This window comes from Alteromonas abrolhosensis, assembly GCF_001953635.1.
In the GTDB taxonomy this organism is placed as follows: domain Bacteria; phylum Pseudomonadota; class Gammaproteobacteria; order Enterobacterales; family Alteromonadaceae; genus Alteromonas; species Alteromonas abrolhosensis.
Window position 1 is genome coordinate 36,150 of sequence record NZ_MEJH01000002.1, and the last position, 18,646, is coordinate 54,795.

Annotated in this window: 15 protein-coding genes; 8 read left to right on the forward strand and 7 right to left on the reverse strand. The window is 45.4% G+C overall.

The window, feature by feature from the left end; translation table 11 throughout:
- Window positions 1–75 precede the first annotated feature (75 nt).
- Together BGK61_RS00160 and BGK61_RS00165 are read left to right on the forward strand one after the other, a co-directional pair.
- On the forward strand, window positions 76–1,140 hold the full coding sequence (locus BGK61_RS00160; protein ID WP_076012500.1) for an agmatine deiminase family protein: 1,065 nt from the start codon (window positions 76–78) through the stop codon (window positions 1,138–1,140).
- Window positions 1,127–2,020 carry a carbon-nitrogen hydrolase gene (locus BGK61_RS00165; protein WP_014999831.1) on the forward strand — a complete coding sequence of 298 codons (894 nt, stop codon included), beginning with the start codon at window positions 1,127–1,129 and terminating at the stop codon, window positions 2,018–2,020. The genes BGK61_RS00160 and BGK61_RS00165 overlap by 14 nt, the downstream gene beginning before the upstream one ends.
- Before the next feature lie 115 nt (window positions 2,021–2,135).
- Here the strand turns inward: BGK61_RS00165 and pdeM are convergent, their stop codons facing one another.
- The gene (pdeM, locus tag BGK61_RS00170) at window positions 2,136–2,840 is read right to left on the reverse strand and encodes a ligase-associated DNA damage response endonuclease PdeM (RefSeq protein ID WP_076012944.1); all 705 of its coding nucleotides are present in this window, start codon (window positions 2,838–2,840) and stop codon (window positions 2,136–2,138) included.
- 185 nt (window positions 2,841–3,025) lie between these two features.
- Window positions 3,026–5,578: a ligase-associated DNA damage response DEXH box helicase gene (locus BGK61_RS00175; RefSeq protein WP_076025982.1), complete on the reverse strand. Its 2,553-nt coding sequence runs from the start codon at window positions 5,576–5,578 to the stop codon at window positions 3,026–3,028.
- 196 nt (window positions 5,579–5,774) lie between these two features.
- On the opposite strand from BGK61_RS00175, the gene BGK61_RS00180 reads away from it, so the two are divergent.
- A complete protein-coding gene (locus tag BGK61_RS00180; protein WP_014999834.1) occupies window positions 5,775–6,953 on the forward strand; it encodes a DUF418 domain-containing protein in 1,179 nt (392 codons plus the stop codon).
- A 140-nt stretch (window positions 6,954–7,093) separates the two neighbouring features.
- Window positions 7,094–8,032 carry a type 2 periplasmic-binding domain-containing protein gene (locus BGK61_RS00185; RefSeq protein WP_014999835.1) on the forward strand — a complete coding sequence of 313 codons (939 nt, stop codon included), beginning with the start codon at window positions 7,094–7,096 and terminating at the stop codon, window positions 8,030–8,032.
- 113 nt (window positions 8,033–8,145) lie between these two features.
- Here the strand turns inward: BGK61_RS00185 and BGK61_RS00190 are convergent, their stop codons facing one another.
- Window positions 8,146–8,961, reverse strand: a complete 816-nt coding sequence (locus BGK61_RS00190; RefSeq protein ID WP_076012910.1) for a putative porin — start codon at window positions 8,959–8,961, stop codon at window positions 8,146–8,148.
- Between the two features lie 238 nt (window positions 8,962–9,199).
- On the opposite strand from BGK61_RS00190, the gene BGK61_RS00195 reads away from it, so the two are divergent.
- The 3 genes from BGK61_RS00195 to efpL all read left to right on the forward strand — a co-directional run bounded on the left by BGK61_RS00195 (window position 9,200) and on the right by efpL (window position 12,564).
- Window positions 9,200–10,216 (forward strand): ligase-associated DNA damage response exonuclease, encoded by a 1,017-nt coding sequence (locus tag BGK61_RS00195; protein WP_076025983.1) that lies wholly within the window; start codon window positions 9,200–9,202, stop codon window positions 10,214–10,216.
- Window positions 10,216–11,886, forward strand: a complete 1,671-nt coding sequence (locus BGK61_RS00200; protein ID WP_076012238.1) for a cisplatin damage response ATP-dependent DNA ligase — start codon at window positions 10,216–10,218, stop codon at window positions 11,884–11,886. Before BGK61_RS00195 ends, BGK61_RS00200 begins: the two co-directional genes overlap by 1 nt.
- Before the next feature lie 102 nt (window positions 11,887–11,988).
- On the forward strand, window positions 11,989–12,564 hold the full coding sequence (gene efpL, locus BGK61_RS00205; protein WP_014951071.1) for an elongation factor P-like protein EfpL: 576 nt from the start codon (window positions 11,989–11,991) through the stop codon (window positions 12,562–12,564).
- A gap of 123 nt (window positions 12,565–12,687) precedes the next feature.
- Here the strand turns inward: efpL and BGK61_RS00210 are convergent, their stop codons facing one another.
- Complete coding sequence (locus BGK61_RS00210; protein WP_076012239.1) at window positions 12,688–13,656, reverse strand: carbohydrate kinase family protein; 969 nt, start codon at window positions 13,654–13,656, stop codon at window positions 12,688–12,690.
- A gap of 278 nt (window positions 13,657–13,934) precedes the next feature.
- Here BGK61_RS00210 and BGK61_RS00215 point away from each other — a divergent pair, with 278 nt between their 5' ends.
- Window positions 13,935–15,107: an ROK family transcriptional regulator gene (locus BGK61_RS00215; protein WP_014999840.1), complete on the forward strand. Its 1,173-nt coding sequence runs from the start codon at window positions 13,935–13,937 to the stop codon at window positions 15,105–15,107.
- A 183-nt stretch (window positions 15,108–15,290) separates the two neighbouring features.
- On the opposite strand, the gene BGK61_RS00220 is transcribed toward BGK61_RS00215, so the two are convergent.
- From BGK61_RS00220 to BGK61_RS00230, 3 genes are all read right to left on the reverse strand, one after another.
- Window positions 15,291–17,270, reverse strand: a complete 1,980-nt coding sequence (locus BGK61_RS00220) for an alpha/beta hydrolase family protein (protein ID WP_234349503.1) — start codon at window positions 17,268–17,270, stop codon at window positions 15,291–15,293.
- 98 nt (window positions 17,271–17,368) lie between these two features.
- The gene (locus BGK61_RS00225; protein WP_076012240.1) at window positions 17,369–18,028 is read right to left on the reverse strand and encodes a glutathione S-transferase family protein; all 660 of its coding nucleotides are present in this window, start codon (window positions 18,026–18,028) and stop codon (window positions 17,369–17,371) included.
- Complete coding sequence (locus tag BGK61_RS00230) at window positions 18,028–18,636, reverse strand: glutathione S-transferase family protein (protein ID WP_076012241.1); 609 nt, start codon at window positions 18,634–18,636, stop codon at window positions 18,028–18,030. Before BGK61_RS00230 ends, BGK61_RS00225 begins: the two co-directional genes overlap by 1 nt.
- Between the last annotated feature and the right edge of the window lie 10 nt (window positions 18,637–18,646).

Consider the following 18,646-nt stretch of genomic DNA (forward strand, 5'->3'; position numbering starts at 1 on the left):
CGCCATTTGCCTTGGTCTGGTGCTGAGGCATGGCTATAATCCGAACCCTATTTTGTAGCTATTTGGAAATTTACTATGCACGGCAACCGTACTATGGCGCCTGAATGGCATGACATTGATGCAGTAATGTTGGCGTGGCCGCATTCGCAAACCGACTGGGCTCCATGGTTAGAAGAAGCGAGAGCAACCTACCTTAACGTGATTGCTGCGGTAAATCGCAATGATGCAGGTGTTATTTTACTGTGCGCGCCAAGTGACGTAGACGACCTTAAATCACGTTTGCCTGAAAGCGCACGTGTACTTATTGTTGCTGCATCTTTCAATGATACCTGGATGCGCGACTACGGCTTCATCACCTGTAAAGACAGCGAAGGCAACGGTTCACCTGTTGAGTTTCGCTTTAACGGTTGGGGTAATAAGTTTAACGCCACTGAAGATAACCTGGCGAATCAGCGCTATCTCGCAGCCATGTGTAAATCTGTGCTTCGCAGCAGCCCTATTGTGGCTGAAGGCGGCGCCTTGGAAATTGATGAAAACGGTCATTTACTAAGTACCGCACAGTGTTTACTGAACCCTGAACGCAATGGCGATATGTCGCTAAGTGCTTACGAAGATGCATTTAAAGATATGCTGGGCTGCAGCAAGGTTACCATTTTACAGCATGGTCATTTAGAGGGTGATGACACTGACGGTCACATTGACACTTTAGTGCGCTTTACCCCAAATAAAGGTTTAGTGATTCAGGCATGTAACAACCGCCCTAACGACAGTCACTTTGAAGGGTTGAAGGCTTTATGCGACGAGTGCTCGCTAGAGCTCCCTGAGCACGAACAGTTTCATTTACCTCTGCCTCATATTGAAAATGATGAGGGAGATCGCTTGCCAGCTTCATACGCAAATTACCTAATTTGTAACAAGGCGATTTTATTGCCCGTATATGGTGAAGAAGAAGACGCGGAAGCCATCGAGACTGTGCAAAGAGCACACCCCAATCATATTGTTGAACCAATCGATTGCAGTGTACTCGTAAGACAATACGGCAGCTTGCATTGTATTTCCATGCAGGTGCCTACAAATACGTTAAAAGATTCGATTATCACCACCTTAAAGAAAGGAGTGTCATTACATGCGCCCAGCTAAGCTAAAAGTTGGACTGGTACAACAGTCTGTTGCTGATAACGACAAAGCAACGAACTGGAACAAAAGTGCCGAGCAAATTGCCAAATTAGCGGCTGAAGGCTGCGAGTGTATTCTTCTTCAAGAACTGCACAGCACCCTGTATTTTTGCCAACAAGAAGATACTGACGCCTTTGATTTGGCTGAGCCAATTCCAGGCCCAGCGACAGAATTTTTCGGTGAACTAGCTGAAAAACATAACATTGTATTAGTGACGTCGCTTTTTGAAAAACGCGGTTCTGGTTTATATCACAATACGGCTGTGGTGTTCGACCGCAGCAAAGAAATTGCGGGCAAATACCGTAAAATGCACATTCCTGACGACCCAGGCTTTTACGAGAAGTTTTACTTCACACCGGGCGATATGGGCTTCACGCCTATTGAAACCAGTGTAGGTAAACTTGGCGTATTGGTATGTTGGGATCAGTGGTATCCAGAAGCGGCACGCTTGATGGCGATGGCAGGAGCAGACCTGTTATTTTACCCTACCGCTATTGGTTGGGATTTAACTGACACAGAAGAAGAGCGTACCCGTCAACACGGTGCATGGGAAACCATTCAGCGCTCTCACGCTGTGGCAAACTCAGTACCGGTTATTGTAGCGAACCGTACTGGCTTTGAAGCGTCACCTGTTGAAGGCGACCCAGGCATCCAGTTCTGGGGACAAAGCTTTGTAGCAGGCCCGCAAGGTGAGATTTTGGCAAAAGCCGAAGCTGAAGGTGAAACCACGCTAACCGTAGAGCTTGATATGGAACGCACCGAGAAAGTGAAGCGCATTTGGCCTTACTTCCGCGACCGCCGCATAGACGCCTACGACGAGCTAACCAAGCGCTGGCGCGACTAACCCAAATAATGGGGTCAGTGTACATTTTCCGAGACAAATCTATGTCACAGAATGTACTCAGACCCCTTTTTAAATTCTGCCGCGGTGGAAATGTACTCTGACCCCAATTTTGTGGTTACACTTTAAAAATAATGTTGTCGTAGAGCATGAATACCTGTCGTGAGCGTTTTGGCAGAAGCGTTATCATTACCTCTTCATCTATATCCAGCCCACCAGTGAACTGACCGAACGCAGGCATCACAAACAAGTTTTCGTTGTTAGTAAAGCATTTGCCTGAGTATCGGCGGCGGGTGATGGTTGTGCGCTTTTTGGGGTGATAATGACCGATAACCTGAGCACGAGTTTCACTCGTTTCTACTTCGTGCCTGAAAACCATATTATCTAGCACTATTTCAAAACACGGCGTACCCGGAATGCCATCGGGTAAATCTGGGTCATGATTGCCTTCAACCCACATCCACTCGTTCACGTTATCAACTAGTCTGCATAAATGCTGACGGTCCTCGGTAGTCATGCGCGACATACTGTGTTTATCGTGAAAGCTGTCACCTAAGCTGATTACTCGAAATGGCTTGTAATCATCTATGATACTTTCTAATCGCGTTAACGTGGCAGTGGAATCTAAACTTGGCAATGGGTTCGCATAGCTGCGTAAATAACTGCCTTTTTCTAAATGGAGATCAGACACTATAAGCCAATCGCATGCGGGTAAATACGCCACACCGCGCGCGTCTAACAGCCACAAGTAGTCTGCATATTTTGTGATAGTGATGTGGCGCTGGCTTACTTTTTCGGTCAACCAAGCATCGCTTATTGCCAAAATTTCCTCTTTTGTTCTTCGTTTGTGAGTTTTTATTATCGGTTTGAAACCGCTCGTTAATTTTGCGGGACTACGCTTCGTAGCTTGCGCATTCTGACCGCTCTAGTCAGTTGAGCAAGGTATCAGGCGTGAAGTGCATCGCCAAGATACGAAAGCGGAGCCTAAAGGTCGTGTTTATCTTCACGTTATTCAACGCTAGCCCCTGATAGCAATGCGCGAACTTCATCTAACATTGTTTCAGCTTCTGCATATAAATTAGCTTGCTCGATGATAGCCTGCGCACCAGCGCCTTTCACTTGCTCACTGCGCACATCCAGTACTATAGGAATGGCCATGGGCGACGGTTTTTCAAGGTTTACCAGTGTCACTGAATCCACGTAGCGAATAAGTAAATTAGCAAGTCGCCTTAAATCAAGTAGCTCACGTTCAGCATCGGCCCGCGCTACTTTAAGTAAGATATGGTCGCGGTCGTGTTCACGCAACGTATCGTAAATGAGATCCGTAGAGAATGTGACTTGCTTCATGGTTTTTTGGCTGGCGTGATAGCGCTGTTCTGTCAGTCCACTCACCACCGCCACCTGCCTGAACGAACGCTTAAGCATAGGCGCCTGCAACATCCAGTCTTCTAGCTCGTCCCCTAGAATATCCGGTTGAAATAGCTGCTGGAGCTGCCCTTGTGTGATGGCGTTTACTGAAGCCACCGATAATCCGTAATCGGTCACGCTGAAGCTTAAAGGCTTAATGCCCATTTTTTCCATTCGTCGAGTTAGCAACATACCTAAGGTTTGGTTCGCTTTGCGTCCGTCGAAGGTGTAGTACAAGGTATAGTGCGCCTGTCTAAACGGAAATTGCTCCACTAGCACGTTGTCAGGGCTAGGCAATTGAGAAAACGCCTGTTGAAGTCTAAGCCACTCTTGTACCTGTGCAGGCAGTGCTCTCCACGATTTCTGAGAAGCCAAAATTGCCCTTACACCTTCCGCTAGATAGGTAGAAAGGGGCATTTGGCCACCTGCGTAGCTTGGTATTTTCGGCTCTTTCGCTTTTGCAGGCTTAGCGTGTAGTTGCATGTCGCGAATAGCCTCAAAACGCAATACTTCTCCTGCAAAGTAGAAGGTGTCTCCGGGCGTTAGCTGCTGAGCAAAATACTCTTCTACTTCACCAATAATCTTGCCTTGGTTTCCTCTTCGAATACGCTTTACTTTAAGCCGACCCGCTTCAACGATGGTGCCGATATTTTGTCTGTGCCGTTGAATAACCCGCCGATTCGCTGGCGAGTAAGTGCCATCGTCGTTTTGTGTCAGGCGTTGATATCTTTCATATGCATTGAGCGCACTGCCGCCGTCTTGGGTAAACTGCCACAGCTTATCGAAATCATCTCTATCCAACCCCTGATATGGGGTGGCGGTAAGTATCTCTTGATACAATGTATCTGGGCTATCAGCCCTACTACACAAGCAGTTCAGTATAAATTGCGGGACAATATCCAGCGCCCCTGGCTGTGGGCTCTCTCCGTCTAGCTCGCCTTTTTCAATAGCGATGATCGCCGCCTGGCATTCCAGCGCTTCAAAACGGTTTGCAGGTACGAGCAACGCTTCACTTGGCTCGTCGAGCCTGTGGTTTGCCCGCCCTATGCGCTGCAGTAATCGGCTCACGCCTTTTGGTGCGCCAACTTGAATAACCTTATCCACGTCCCCCCAGTCAATACCTAACTCCAAGGCCGACGTACATACAATTGCCCGCAGCATGCCGCTTGCCATCATGGCTTCGGTCTTACGACGCTGCTCTTTGCTCAAGCTGCCGTGATAAAGGGCAATAGGAAGCGCAGCCTTGTTTGCCTCCCACAACATTTGAAACAACAGCTCTGACTGAGCTCGCGTATTCACAAAAACCAGCGTGGTTTTGGCGTTTTCGATAGCCTGATAAATATCATCGATGGCGTAGCGAGCCATAAAGCCGCCAAAGGGCATGCGCGCTTTAGAATGCAGCATTTCGACTTTAGGTTTTTCACCGGCTTTCACTTTTACAATATTAGCTACACCGTCACTGCCCGCCAGCCACGCCCCCAGCGTTTCGGGAAATGCCACAGTGGCTGATAAGCCAATACGCTTACAATGCGGTGATAGAACGCTTAACCGCGCAAGGGCGAGTGAAAGAAAGTCGCCGCGCTTATTGGCCATTAAACTGTGCGTTTCATCGATGATCACGCGTTTAAGCTTGCCAAAAAGCTTATCGGCATCGGCGTAGCTCAACATCAGCATGAGCGATTCAGGTGTGGTAAGTAGTATGTTTGGCGGCTTTTTACGTTGACGCTGGCGCTTATGAGAAGGCGTGTCGCCAGTACGTGTTTCTGCCGTTATCTGCAGCGCCATCTCTTCAATGGGCTGTAACAAATTACGATGAATATCTTGCGTAAGGGCCTTTAATGGCGAAATGTAAAGAGTATGCAGCCCGTTAAATCCGCCCTTTTCTTTTACTTTCTTTGCCTGTTTGATTCTTTCCTTTGTTTCAGCATGTTCGCTAATCTCAGACGTCTCAGCGAGCTCATCTCCTTCCGACATCTCTGCTAGTTCGATTAGACTAGGTAAAAAGCCAGACAGAGTTTTGCCAGCGCCGGTTGGTGCAATCAACAACGTGCAATTATGCTGGTCTTTTTCCACCAGCATGGTGTGTTGATAATCGCGTAACTGCCAGCCTTTTTGTTCAAACCAACGGGAAAAGACTGAGGGAAGTGGGTTCATTGACGGTTCTTGTTGATACTTTTAGCACTTATACGACAAAATCATGGTTAAGTTTACTCCTAGCCTGCTAGTCATAAGCCCTCCTCTATTTCTTATGTCGATGCATTTAATGTTTAGATACACTTTTCGCTTCGACTTAAGTCATTGCGCTGGCCTACAATTCAGATTCAAACAATTTCTCTTACAAGGAATGTAAATGCGAATTTATTCTATAGATGCCGTTAGAGGCTTAGCCATCCTCGGTATTCTTTTCATGAACATCACGTTTCACCAAAACGGCTACGGCAACTATGCGTTTTTTGAACAGCCACTGTTATCAGACACCATTATTTCACTTTTTAACACGCTGTTTTTGGATGGGCGATTTCGTTCTCTGTTCTGCCTGCTGTTTGGTGCAGGGCTGGCGATTCAATATGAGGTTTGTGAAAAGCGTGGCCGTAATTTTCTAGATTTCTCACAAGCTAGACTTAAATGGCTGTTCGTATTCGGGCTAGTGCATGGCGTATTTGTTTTCAGCGGCGACATCTTGCTGTATTACAGCCTGTGCGCATTCTTTATTTTAAAACACTTCACGCTTTCTCAAGACGAACTTAAGAAGAAGAGTATTCATTACCTTATTGTGGGAAGCGCAATTATGTTAGTTGGTGGGCTCACCATGGCGTTTGTGTTCGACATGGGGGCTGAACTGCCAACGCGCCCCAGTGAAACATTTAACGAAGAAGCGGCCTTGTGGCAAAGCGGCTACTTAACGCAACTTGGTATACAAGCGTCGTTTATGCTGTCTACCGTTATTATCGCGCCATTCACTATGCTGTGGCAGTCTATGGGGCTTATGATGTTTGGTGCTTACTTGTATCGAGCAGGCTTTTTCAGCCACGGCTTCTCATCATTGGCATTTAAGAAATTAGTTGTAGTTGCTATCGCCACGTCCATCATCACTGCACTTCCACAGTTCTTGTTCGAACAGGTCACGTTAGATGTGGTCCCCATGTTTGCCAGTATTTCAGCTATTTTTTGCGCCCTGGTTTATGCACATGTCTTAATAAACATAAAACATACTGCCGCATGGTGGTATCAGTCGCTGATAAACTGCGGTAAAGTTGCTTTCACGCTCTATCTTACGCAATCAATAGCGCTGGCAGTGCTCTTTCGCATCGTCATGCCCGCCTATTTTCCAGAATTCATCTATAACGTGACGCTGCTTGACCTGCTTCTTATTACCCTTGCCTTCACTGTTATCCAGATGGTTTTGGCAAACGTCATCACTAAGCATTTTAGCCAAGGCCCATTTGAAGCACTATGGCGAAAAATGTATTTGCGCAGTTTTTATAAAAAGCAAAAATTGGAACATGATGAGGTCGAGCAATTCACCTAAAATGATGTCGATTGCATTTTGAAAATTATTCTATACTGAACGGCAAATGTAACCTAAATAACTAGGTCTGCTAGCCTTCACTTATATTAAAGGTCTACAGGCTCCAATGGTTTCTTCATAAGCCGTTGAGGTAAAGAGGCATGGTAAATAAACTACTTCGTATAGCGCTATTTTCAATCGTTGCAACGATAATAATATGGCATCTTCTCTCTCAACGCGCTTTTAGTAGTGAGTTACTAAGTACAAAAACGGCACAGTCTCCCGCTAACAAACACGAGGTTAAGATAGTCAAAAGTAGTGAGCTAGATTATGCATCTCATGCCTATTACTCTGCACTACTTAGGTTAGCACTGAGCAAAACGGAAGACCCTTTTCAACCAACTTCTCTCGTAGAGAGTAGCGGCAATTTGGTTCAAGAACGTGTTCTGCGCCATCTAAATCAAGAAGGGGGAATTGACGTGTTTTGGACGGTGACATCAAAAATGCGTGAACAGCAAGCCATTCCGGTACGGGTTCCTCTATTAAACGGGATCATGGGCTACCGCGTCTCATTGATCCGTCAAAGTGCTCTTAGTGAATTTAAAAATGTTCGTAGCGCCTCTGACCTAAGGCACTTTATTGCTGGTCAAGGTCACGACTGGCCTGATTTACAGATCCTAGAGCATAACGGTTTTACTACCTTAGGAACAAGTAACTACGACATTATCATTGAGCTTTTAAAGGCTGGAAGAATCGATTATTTCCCTCGTGCTATCCATGAGGCGATTGTAGAAGCCGAGGCGCTAAAGGATCCAGACATTATTGTAGAACCTTCCGTTTTATTGTATTACCCGTCTTACATATTCTTCTTCGTTTCACAATCAAAACCTGAATTAGCGCAGCGCATAGAACGGGGGTTAAATATCGCTCGACGAGATGGAAGCTTCGCCGCGCTATTTGAGGAATACATTAACACTAATCGTATTGAAAAATCGCTGAAGCTATCAGAGCGGACAATACTCAGACTTGACAATCCACATCTTTCCAAATCGACGCAAAACGCAATACCAGCAGATTCATTATCGATATTCCTTCAGTAGCTAGAAAGCCCCGCTTAAACCCAGCAAGTTGTAGCTTTAGGTCTGCTTTACTGTATAGATGAAACACAAAAAAGGCCTGATAAATATCAGGCTTCTTTTACTTAGAAGGTCTATTAGAATCTGAACGTACCTAGTAAGGTAGCCGACCCCAATTGGCTTTCGTCGGTATCATAACCTAACCCAAACTTAATAGACGCATGAGGATTGAACCAGTAGTTAGTACCTAATTCAATTACATTATCTGAGCCTAAAAACTCGTTACTTTCGTGAATATAAGACACACCTACGCTCCAATCTGGGCGGAAGTAATAGTCTGAATCCAGCTCAATTGAAAACTGGCCATCGAATTGTGTCCCTTTAAGCTTTGTATCCCAGCCCGGCGTGAATTTTCCGGCGCGGTCTCCAAAACTGGTATATCGGGCAAATATACTGTAACTAAATTCTGATTCAGAGCTTTCACCCCTTTCATAAGGGTCTACGGATACACGGTATTTTTCAGTTAAGTCAAAGTATTCAATACCAGCACCATATTCCCAGTTGCCATTAGCAAACGTCGATAACTCTATTCCGTAACGATTAAGCGTATCTTCAAAATTGGATCCATCTCGAGTCAATCGGCCGTAACGGCCTCTTATTACTAATGTGTCGGAATAAAACCATTCGCCCTTTATGTTGATATTGTCGACTTTATCAACGCCAAAATAGTCTACAGAAACATTACTAGTTCGTTGGAGATAGGGACTTATTGCCCAGGGTTGCTCATCAATACTTACTGAATCGAGGTAGTAACGATAACCTGCGCCAATAAAAACGTCGTCGCCATCACGTACGTCTGAAAACCCTATAGCAATTTCGTGCTGTATATCTGTAGATTGTGCGAATACGGGGAGAGAAGAGATAGCAAGTAAACAAGCGCTAACACGCATCATTAGGCAATATCCTTATAATAGTGATAATCCAAAAAAGTCTTTTTAGTTGAGCGTCGAATGTAATTAGGTGAAATATAGGTTGCAACATTCGACGGCCTTATAACATGTGATGTGACAAGTAGAAAATGTAATCGTTCACCAGCGCTCAAAATTATCCAATTATCAAAATACTAAGTGGTCGATTTTAGGTTGTAATTACGTAGTAACCGCATGACTTATTTAGCGGAAAATATGCGTAGTGCATCCATCAACGTGGCTAAAAGCTGACGACACTGGCCTGTATTGCGAGCCAGGCCAGTTTTATATTGACCCTATGAATGAAGTGTCAACCGCACTTGTTACTCACGGCCACGCCGACCATGCACGCGCCGGCCACCACAGTGTCTATGCCAGCGCAGAGACGCTAGCTATTATGAAAACCCGCTATGGCGATGATATGGCCTCACAACAGCACGCTGTTACGCTGGGTGAGTCAGTAACATTTAATGATGTTAAGGTAACCTTTTTCCCCGCTGGGCATATTTTGGGCTCCACCCAGATTCTTATTGAATATGCAGGCTACCGCGTTGTGGTTTCTGGCGACTATAAACGCCGCCACGATCCTACCTGCCCGCCGTTTGAAGTTGTCCCTTGCGATGTTTTAATTACCGAGGCCACCTTCGGCCTCCCTGTATTTAAGCACCCGCCAATAGAGCACGAAATAGAAAAGCTCCTTCACTCGTTACGGGTCTTTCCCGAACGCTGTCACCTTGTCGGTGCTTATGCCTTGGGCAAATGCCAACGGGTTATTCTAGCGCTACGTGAGGCGGGGTACGAAAAGCCCATTTACTTACATGGCGCCCAATTAAAACTGTGTGATTTATATGAACAATTAGGAATACATTTAGGCCCATTAATTCCGGTATCAAAGGTTGAGGATAAGAAGACGCTGACAGGCGAGATTGTAATTGCGCCCCCCTCAGCATTGGCAGACAGGTGGTCGAGAAGCTTACCCAATGTGCGCCCTGTAGTGGCATCTGGCTGGATGCAGATCCGCGCCCGCGCTAAGCAAAGAAATGCCGAATTACCGCTTATTATTTCCGATCACTGCGACTGGCCAGAATTGTTGCAAACCATTGAAGAAGTAAACCCAAAAGAAGTATGGGTGACCCACGGTAGAGAAGACGCGTTAATGTATCAAGCCGAAAGAATGGGGTTCAAAGCCAGAGCGTTATCGCTAGTCGGCTATGATGAAGAAGAGCAAGGAGGCGACTAATGGAGGAATTCAGTAACCTGCTTGAGCAGCTTTACTATACAGCGGGAACTAAAGCCAAAGCGCAACTCATTGCCGATTACATTGCCAACACGCCTGATCCTGACCGAGGCTGGGCCATTGCTGCTATGGCAGGGACATTGCGTTTTGATTTTTTTAAACGCAACACAGTAAAAAAACTTATTACCGAACACACCGACCCTGCTCTCTTTGCAATGAGCTACGATTATGTAGGCGAAGTCAGCGAAACCGTGGCGCATTTATGGCCTTACAGTGAGCCTGTAGACAAACTTCCCAGTCTTACTGAAGTAGTAGAAACCTTTGCATCTGTAAGCAAGCAAAAGGTGTCTAAGACGCTAGCCAATTATTTAACGATGATGACACCTGCGCAGCGCTGGGCTTTATTAAAGCTTGGTACGCGGGGGTTGCGCATAGGCGTGTCAGCTCGTTCTATTAAGCAAATACTGGCCGATTATGGCAATAAAGATATCAAAGAAATTGAGACGCTGTGGCATGCGGTTACACCACCCTATTCAGAGATGCTTGCTTGGTTAGAAGGCGACGCTGACAAACCTAATATTGAAAATGCGGTTACCTTTCACCCCGTGATGCTTTCGCACCCTATCGAGGACAGCGATATTGATGCCTTCGAGGAAAACACGTGGCAAATTGAAAATAAGTACGACGGCATTCGAGTACAGCTTGCTGTTAAATCAGAAAGATCTGTAGGTAATAAAGCCGCTAAAAAAAATACCTCTCAGTCTTCGGATGACGATAAGCCAGATAAAGCGCTTTTCTCGCGTACAGGGGATGACATTAGCCATTCTTTTCCCGACCTACTAGAGACGGTAGACGGAAATATGGTGTTAGACGGTGAGCTGCTGGTTATTCATAACATTGAGGATGAGCCTTATAGCACCGATACTTCACAACCCGATGTCGACACCTTTAACGCACTGCAGCAACGCCTCAATAAGAAAAAGCCGAGCAAAGCACTGCAAGCATCTGCACCTGTCGGGCTTATTGTTTACGATGCCCTAGTGTTAGATGGCGAAGATTTAACTGAGAAAACATTGAAGGAACGTCGCCACGCTCTCAACGAATGGTTTAACCACAATAAGAGCGAGCGCTTATTTTTATCAGAAACCCTTACGGCAACCTCTCCTGAAAGCCTTCGTGAACTACACGCCCACGTTTGTAAAAATCGTGCGGTAGAAGGGCTGATGATAAAGCGCTTAGAAAGTAAGTACATTCCCGGTCGTCCCAAAGGGCAATGGTTCAAGTGGAAGCGCGACCCGCTGGTGGTTGACGCGGTAATGATGTACGCACAGCGCGGGCACGGCAAGCGCTCAAGCTTTTATTCCGATTACACATTCGGCGCATGGGAAGACAACCAGCTTTTGCCAATTGGAAAAGCGTATTCTGGATTCACCGACGAAGAGCTTAAGAAGCTAGACAACTGGGTAAGGCGAAATGCAGTAGGTCGCTTTGGCCCTGTGCGAGAGGTAAAGAAAGAGCTCGTATTAGAAGTGGCTTTCGACGCTGTACACCCATCCTCCAGACATAAATCAGGTGTGGCATTGCGCTTTCCCCGTATTCACCGTATTCGCTGGGACAAGCCCGCAACTGAGGCTGACACACTAGCCAACGTTAAAGCTTTAATAGAAAGTTAAGTGCGTAAAAATACTTCCTAAGTGAGATAAAATCGCTGAAAATAATGTTTTACAGATGACCTCGGGCGGATTGCCTGAAGAACATAAAAATAGGAAATCGCCATGCCTAAGGCTAGTGAAATCAAAAAGAATAACACCGTGGTGTTTGACGGTAAGACCTGCATAGTTAGAGACATAGAACGTTCTGTACCGCAAGGTCGCGCCGGTGGCAGTATTTATCGCATGCGTATGTATGACGTAGTCACAGGTGCTAAGTACGACGAAACATTTAAAGACTCAGACACATTAGATATGGCTGATTTAATTCGTCGTCCGGCAATGTTTTCTTATGTTGATGGTGACGAATACATTTTCATGGATAAGGAAGACTACACGCCTTATCACTTGAACAAAGAAAGTATCGAGAATGAAGCACTGTTTATTAACGAAGACACCGACGGTATTCAGGTTGTTATCGTAAGTGAAGTGCCAGTCGCATTAGATTTGCCAATGAGCGTAGAGCTTGAAGTTGTTGAGACAGACCCTTCAATTAAAGGGGCCTCTGCCACTTCTCGCACAAAACCAGCCACACTTTCAACCGGACTGGTTGTACAGGTGCCTGAATACATCAGCACTGGCGAATGGATTAAGGTTAATACTGAAGAGCGTAAGTTCCAAAGCAGAGCAGATAAGCACTAAGCTGGGTTAAAGCGTTAATTACATAAACCATCGACATCTGTGCCGATTACGCAATTTTCTAAGAAAAAAGGGTTCATTTGAACCCTTTTGTTTATCTTAAGAACATCCTATTTCGCAAGGCGTTTACTTAGCGATATCAGCCTGTGTTGGAAGTGCGCTAAATGCACCATACTGCGTTACGGTATAAGCCCCACAACGAATAGCAAACTCAGTCGCTTCGCTAACGTTCTCGAAGTTTTCCGCCCACGCGTCGAACTCATCAGCGCTTTTCACTTTGGTAGATAAGAAATATAAGAAGCCACCAATGAAAGAGTCGCCTGCTGCCGTAGTGTCTTTCACATCCATTTTAGGTGATGCCAACGTGCCGCTGAAAGATTTAGTAATGTAGTGAATAGGCTCACCACCATCGGTAACTAGCACTACTTTAACGCCACTATCTAACCACTGCTGTACCTTTGTATCAGCATTTTCTTCACCATACAGCTCTGCGAGTTCTTCACGGCTAGCCTTTAAAACAGACACCTTTTTTGCAGCTTCATCTATGCGTGTCGGCGCATTCGCTGTGTCATCCCAAAACGCTGGGCGATAATTGATATCTAGACATACAAGCATGCCATTTTCCTTTGCCTTGTTTAAAATAAACTCGGTACCAGGAATAAGCTCAGGGCCTGAAATAGAACCCGAGCAGAAGTGAAGTACTGTATTTTTGTCGCAATCGATAGTCGATAAATCTTGTTCAGATATATGCTTATGCGCGGCATTGTCTACATAGAAGTCGAACGAGCGCTCTCCGTTTTCATCTAGATTGACAAACGCCAGCGCCGTATTACCTTCTTGCGTGGTCCACACAAAGTCGGTGTTTACTTTGTAGTGCTCTAGCATTTCTTTTAAAAATGCCCCAAAGGTATCGTCACCTACCTTCGATACCATTGCACTTTTCCCGCCTAGCTGAGCGACGGCCACTGCAACGTTGGCTGGTGCCCCACCCGCGTAGGGTTGGAAAGGTTTCATTGCTGGTATGTTGCCATCTCTGGGCGCTGCTCCTTGGCTTAACATATCAATTAGCACTTCACCTAAACATAAAATCTTCATACCAGCCTCGCTCAACAGAGTTTTAAGTTTTCACCTGCGCAGCTTGCGCAAGGTTAACGAATCGTTAATTAATTGGGGCATAGTATTGTCGATAGAAACAATTAAATCAACCTAATTGATTTAACCTTTTGCGCAAAAATCAATGGGTGTGATAGGGTTGACGTAGTACTGTCGAATAAAGTTATGTCTGAACAAGTACCTACACCATTTCTTAAATTTGATACACGGCTAGGTTGTTATTACACTCTAGCTTCTTAAAACGATAGATTGTAAATACATTGAATACAGAATCGGCTTTTCACCTGCCATCCCAAAAAACGCCAACCTTGCTTGACAGCCGTTCAGCGAATGAACGAGATATTCTCACGCTCATTCGCCAACGTTCTTCGCTTCCGAAAGCTGAAATAGCACAGTTAACGGGTTTGTCTGCACAGTCAGCCACTGTAATTATCAAAAAGCTTGAAGCTGATGGTTTAGTGAAAAGACTAAAGCCAATTAAAGGCGGTGTGGGCCAGCCCAAGGTTCCGTTTGGTTTAAATGAAAATGGCGCCTTTGGTATCGGCCTTAAAGTGGGTCGTCGTAGTTTCGACATGACATTACTCGACTTGAAAGGCAATGTACGAGCAACACTTCACGAGAAGTTCGCCTACCCTACTGTGAGTAATCTGCTTACTTTTGCCAAGCGCGCTTTCAATGTATTGATTAAAAATTTGGATGGAGACCAACAGGGCTTAATCAGAGGTTTAGGGGTGGCGATGCCCTTCGAAATTTGGAGTTGGGCAGAAGAAGCCGGCGCACCCAAAAACGAATTGGAAGAATGGCGAGAGTTTAATCCACAATCTGCGCTAGAAGATTTGTTAGCCTTGCCTGTTTTCATTAAAAACGATGCTGGAGCAGCATGTAGCGCAGAAATGTCTTTTGGTAATTCCCAAAACTACGGCAGTTTTCTTTATATCTTCGTCGGCACATTTTTAGGCGGGGGATTGGTTCTTAATAACCAGTTAATCAACGGAAAAACCGGTAACGCAGGTGCCATAGGCTCTTTACCCTTTTACAATGGCAGCACGCAAAGCCAGCTTATAACGCAATCTTCACTTTATTTGCTGGAACGAAAGTTAAGCGATGCTGGGCACAATGGTCAGCATATTTATGAATCTCCTTCGCATTGGTCTTGTGATGAGCGCTTAGTAGAAGACTGGTTAAACGAGACCGCCAAGGGACTGGCTTTTGCTACCCAATGCGCCATGAGCTTGTTAGATCTAGATGGCGTAATTATAGATGGCGCAATACCTGATAACGTCAAAAGCGCATTAGTTAATCATACGCAATGCGCTATGCAGACTTTGGATATGCGAGGTATTGCTCAGGTACAAATCAGTGAGGGGACCGTCGGCAGAAAAGCCCAGTCCATTGGAAGTGCAAATTTAGCCCTTCAGGCAAATTATTACTAATCAATTGGTTCAGAGAAAGGCTTGGCTAAAGCGCCTCTGCTCAGGCTGTCGAATCGTTAAGTCTTTATTACCCTTGTCAACAGCGTTTACCTGTCACGCTTTGGTTGTGCTTTTTTCAGCCTGTCTACAAACCGAGTAGTTCCTTTAACTGGCTTAATCGATTTGTAGACGCGCTAACAAAAATTACATTAGATTAGTGCTTAGAAAGTCCAACATCCCTTGGTACAGTTCCTGTCTATCGCCCTCATCATAGACACCGTGGCCTGCTTGCGAATATTGTAGGTAAACGGGAGGGTTGTTCACTTTTGCTAGCTTCTCCGCTAACGCTTCGGCGTTTATCTCTGGCACACGACGGTCTTTTGAACCATGGATAAGCATGACTTTCGCTTTAATTTTATCCGCATGTGTAATAGGAGAAAACTCAGCCAATTTTGCTTTATCAGTTCCTATCACTTCTTGTAGGTAGGCTTTACCTCCCCAACTTGTTGGAATGTCACTTTCTGAGTAAACATATTGCAAGTCGTATATTCCAACGTATCCAATCGTGCACTTATACAAATTGGGCGCTCGCACAGCCGCCATTAACGCGGCATATCCACCATAACTTGCACCGTAAGCACAGACTCGTTCTCCGTCGACATAGCCTTGATCAATGGCCCATTTCACTGAATCGTTGATGTCTTTGATCATTGCACCACCCCACTCTTGGTAGCCTAAACGTTCAAAGCGTCTGCCGTATCCGTCACTCCCTCTGAAATTGACGCGCAGAACAGCAAACCCTCGGTTTGCCAATAGCTGCGTTTCAGAATCGTAACGCCAAAAATCCCGTGTTCCTGTCTGATGTGGCCCACCGTGAATGACAACAACCAAAGGTGGCTTCTCATTGTTCTTTTTAGCGGTTGGAAGCGTAATGTAGCCGTGTACTGTTTCGCCGTCTTCAGTAGGAATTGCCACAGGCTGCATGCTCAAGAGTAATCTGGGATCTATCCAAGAACTGTTTGCCCAAATAAAGCGAGCGCTCATTGTTTCGCTATCAAATAAATAGTATTCGCCAGGGTTTACGTCACTGGATACACGAACTAAAAGTGTTTTCCAGTCCTGTGTATGACTTGCGATAGTTGCCGTTTGACCTTTAAATGCATCAGCTAGCATCTTGTGTACTTTGCTGACCTTAGATTCGGCCTTTGCATATACATAGTTAGACTTGCCGGGGTAGGTTATACCTACTGCTGGCATGTCATTGCGGTCCAGAACTACATATTCGATATCAGTTTCGTGATCGGAAAATACCCGCTCGTATTCACCTGATTTCAAGTGCAAGGAGTACAGTGTAGAGATACTGTCATCACCAAAGCGCCCAGAAAGGTAGACAGACTCACCGTCTTCACTTAGCCCTAAAGGTAAAAGACCACTGGCTTGCTCAAATGCTTCCTCTAGTGGGATCCACTCGCCGTCATTGCTACTTCTATAAGCAGAGTGTTGAACATTATTTTCGTCTTTCCATGTCATAAACTTTACGTCACCAAATTTATTGGCGAGTGCGCTACTCGAGCCATAAGGAAGCGCTTCTAGTTTACGTTTTTTACCCGAGTATACATTGAGGCGGCTGATTAGCGCTGGCTTCTCGCGGCGGTCGTAGTAAAATTTTCCATCCTTTGTCCAAGGGTATTCAATGATTAAGATATTATCGTCATCGTTATCAAGAAAGCTTATGATTTCTTGACTCGCCTTAGAGTCATCCTTGGATGAAATGCGGCTTCCCGTTTTCTGATCACCAGCGCGGTACCCGTAAATTAATTCACGTTGCGAGCCGTCGACATTCATGGCGTATAACTCGCCAGTGGGAATTGGGCTGTCTAGGTAGGTTTGCTTCTCTGCATATTCGAACACAATACGCTCGTCATTTACCCAGTTGACCGTATGGATAATGTCGTTGTTCTGCGGCCTAATACCTCCGACGATAGACATGTCTTCACTGTTTAGTAAAACAAGGAAGACCCTGCCGTCTAGTTGGACTCGCGCTGCGATATGTTTTCCGTTTGGAGACAAAGCCAAGTCTAGGTAATCACCATGCTTGATAAAATATTCAAGAGGCAACTCTTGCGAGGCAAGCGCACTAGCGCTTGTTAATAACATTAATAGCGAGAAAAGAAATCCCTTCATATACATCCTTATTATTTTTTTAACTTTTTACTAGCTACTGTTCGATATTACGACAACAAGATTTTGTTTCAAACATAGAATAGAAAAAATTTCTCTGGTTATTTTGTGACTACATTTTTGGCGCCTTTAATAAGGGCTTCTCTATCAATTTTATTTGGCACTTCAACGCCACGACGTGCTGCGGGTCTTGCTTCAATACTATTTTTCCAACGAATGAGATTATCCAAACCGTCGATACTTACGCCAGACCACTCATAAGTGCGCACCCAACACCAGTTCGCCATGTCAGCAATACTGTAGTCATCGACCAAGTATTCTCGATTTTCAAGCCTGCTATCAAGAACAGTAAACAAGCGGCGCACTTCGTTCTGATAGCGCGCTATCGCCACCGGAATTTTTTCCTCTAAGTAGCGGTGGAACACATTTGCTTGCCCCATCATCGGGCCTATACCCCCCATTTGAAACATAACCCACTGCATAACTTGGCTTTTACGCTTCGCATTGCTGGGTAAGAACAGGCCGGTTTTTTCTGCGAGATAAACCATAATGGCACCTGATTCAAAAACGACATGATTGTCGGCTTCTCTATCAACGATAACCGGGATACGGCCATTCGGGTTCATCGCTAAAAACTCTGGGGTTTTCTGCTCCCCTTTCATTAAATTCACGGCATGTGCAGTGTATTCAAGTCCCATTTCTTCAAGCGCAACCGACGCTTTCCAACCATTCGGAGTGGCCGCGGTATATAAGTCAATCATTAGGCTTTTGCACTCGCTCTGTTACTTACTGCTTCATACCAACGCGCCAAATTCACATGCTCTTCTGTCATACGAATTTTAACTACACGAGCAAAATCCATCGCGCATAGGGCAGTTATGTCAGCAATGGAAAATGCGTTACCAGCAATAAATTCTTTTTCTCCAAGACGACGCTCCAGAATATTCAGATATTTAGCGGCATTGATGCCTGCTTCTTTGCCAAACTCTGGTACGGGTGTCATACGATCTTTAAAGTATCCGGTAGTATGTTGAAAACACATACCTACTTGCATCATGAACGCAAACTCTACCTGTCGCTGCCACATTGATATGGTCGCTTTTTCAATGGGCGTTGTTCCCATTAGTGGTGGCTCAGGCTGTATCGCTTCAAAGTAAGTGCAGATGGCATCGGTCTCGGCAATACACGTGCCGTCATCGAGCTCTAAGATCGGTATCTTCCCCAGCGGATTCTTAGCCCGCATTTGTGGGCTTAAGTTTTCCCCCTTTTGGATGTCGACCTGGACGTAGTCCACATCAATCCCCTTCTCGGCCAAAAACATGCGTACTCGACGTGGATTTGGAGCCGTTTTCGTTTCATATATTTTCATAATGTGTGTC

What these genes read in the sequence shown, in the direction of transcription:
- BGK61_RS00190 (WP_076012910.1), bottom strand. Translation starts at nt 8,961, where the DNA reads ATGATGCGTGTTAGCGCTTGTTTACTTGCTATCTCTTCTCTCCCCGTA.
- BGK61_RS00225 (WP_076012240.1), bottom strand. Translation starts at nt 18,028, where the DNA reads ATGATTGACTTATATACCGCGGCCACTCCGAATGGTTGGAAAGCGTCG.
- efpL (WP_014951071.1), top strand. Translation starts at nt 11,989, where the DNA reads ATGCCTAAGGCTAGTGAAATCAAAAAGAATAACACCGTGGTGTTTGAC.
- BGK61_RS00230 (WP_076012241.1), bottom strand. Translation starts at nt 18,636, where the DNA reads ATGAAAATATATGAAACGAAAACGGCTCCAAATCCACGTCGAGTACGC.
- BGK61_RS00220 (WP_234349503.1), bottom strand. Translation starts at nt 17,270, where the DNA reads ATGAAGGGATTTCTTTTCTCGCTATTAATGTTATTAACAAGCGCTAGT.
- BGK61_RS00165 (WP_014999831.1), top strand. Translation starts at nt 1,127, where the DNA reads ATGCGCCCAGCTAAGCTAAAAGTTGGACTGGTACAACAGTCTGTTGCT.
- BGK61_RS00210 (WP_076012239.1), bottom strand. Translation starts at nt 13,656, where the DNA reads ATGAAGATTTTATGTTTAGGTGAAGTGCTAATTGATATGTTAAGCCAA.
- BGK61_RS00175 (WP_076025982.1), bottom strand. Translation starts at nt 5,578, where the DNA reads ATGAACCCACTTCCCTCAGTCTTTTCCCGTTGGTTTGAACAAAAAGGC.
- BGK61_RS00185 (WP_014999835.1), top strand. Translation starts at nt 7,094, where the DNA reads ATGGTAAATAAACTACTTCGTATAGCGCTATTTTCAATCGTTGCAACG.
- BGK61_RS00200 (WP_076012238.1), top strand. Translation starts at nt 10,216, where the DNA reads ATGGAGGAATTCAGTAACCTGCTTGAGCAGCTTTACTATACAGCGGGA.
- BGK61_RS00160 (WP_076012500.1), top strand. Translation starts at nt 76, where the DNA reads ATGCACGGCAACCGTACTATGGCGCCTGAATGGCATGACATTGATGCA.
- BGK61_RS00180 (WP_014999834.1), top strand. Translation starts at nt 5,775, where the DNA reads ATGCGAATTTATTCTATAGATGCCGTTAGAGGCTTAGCCATCCTCGGT.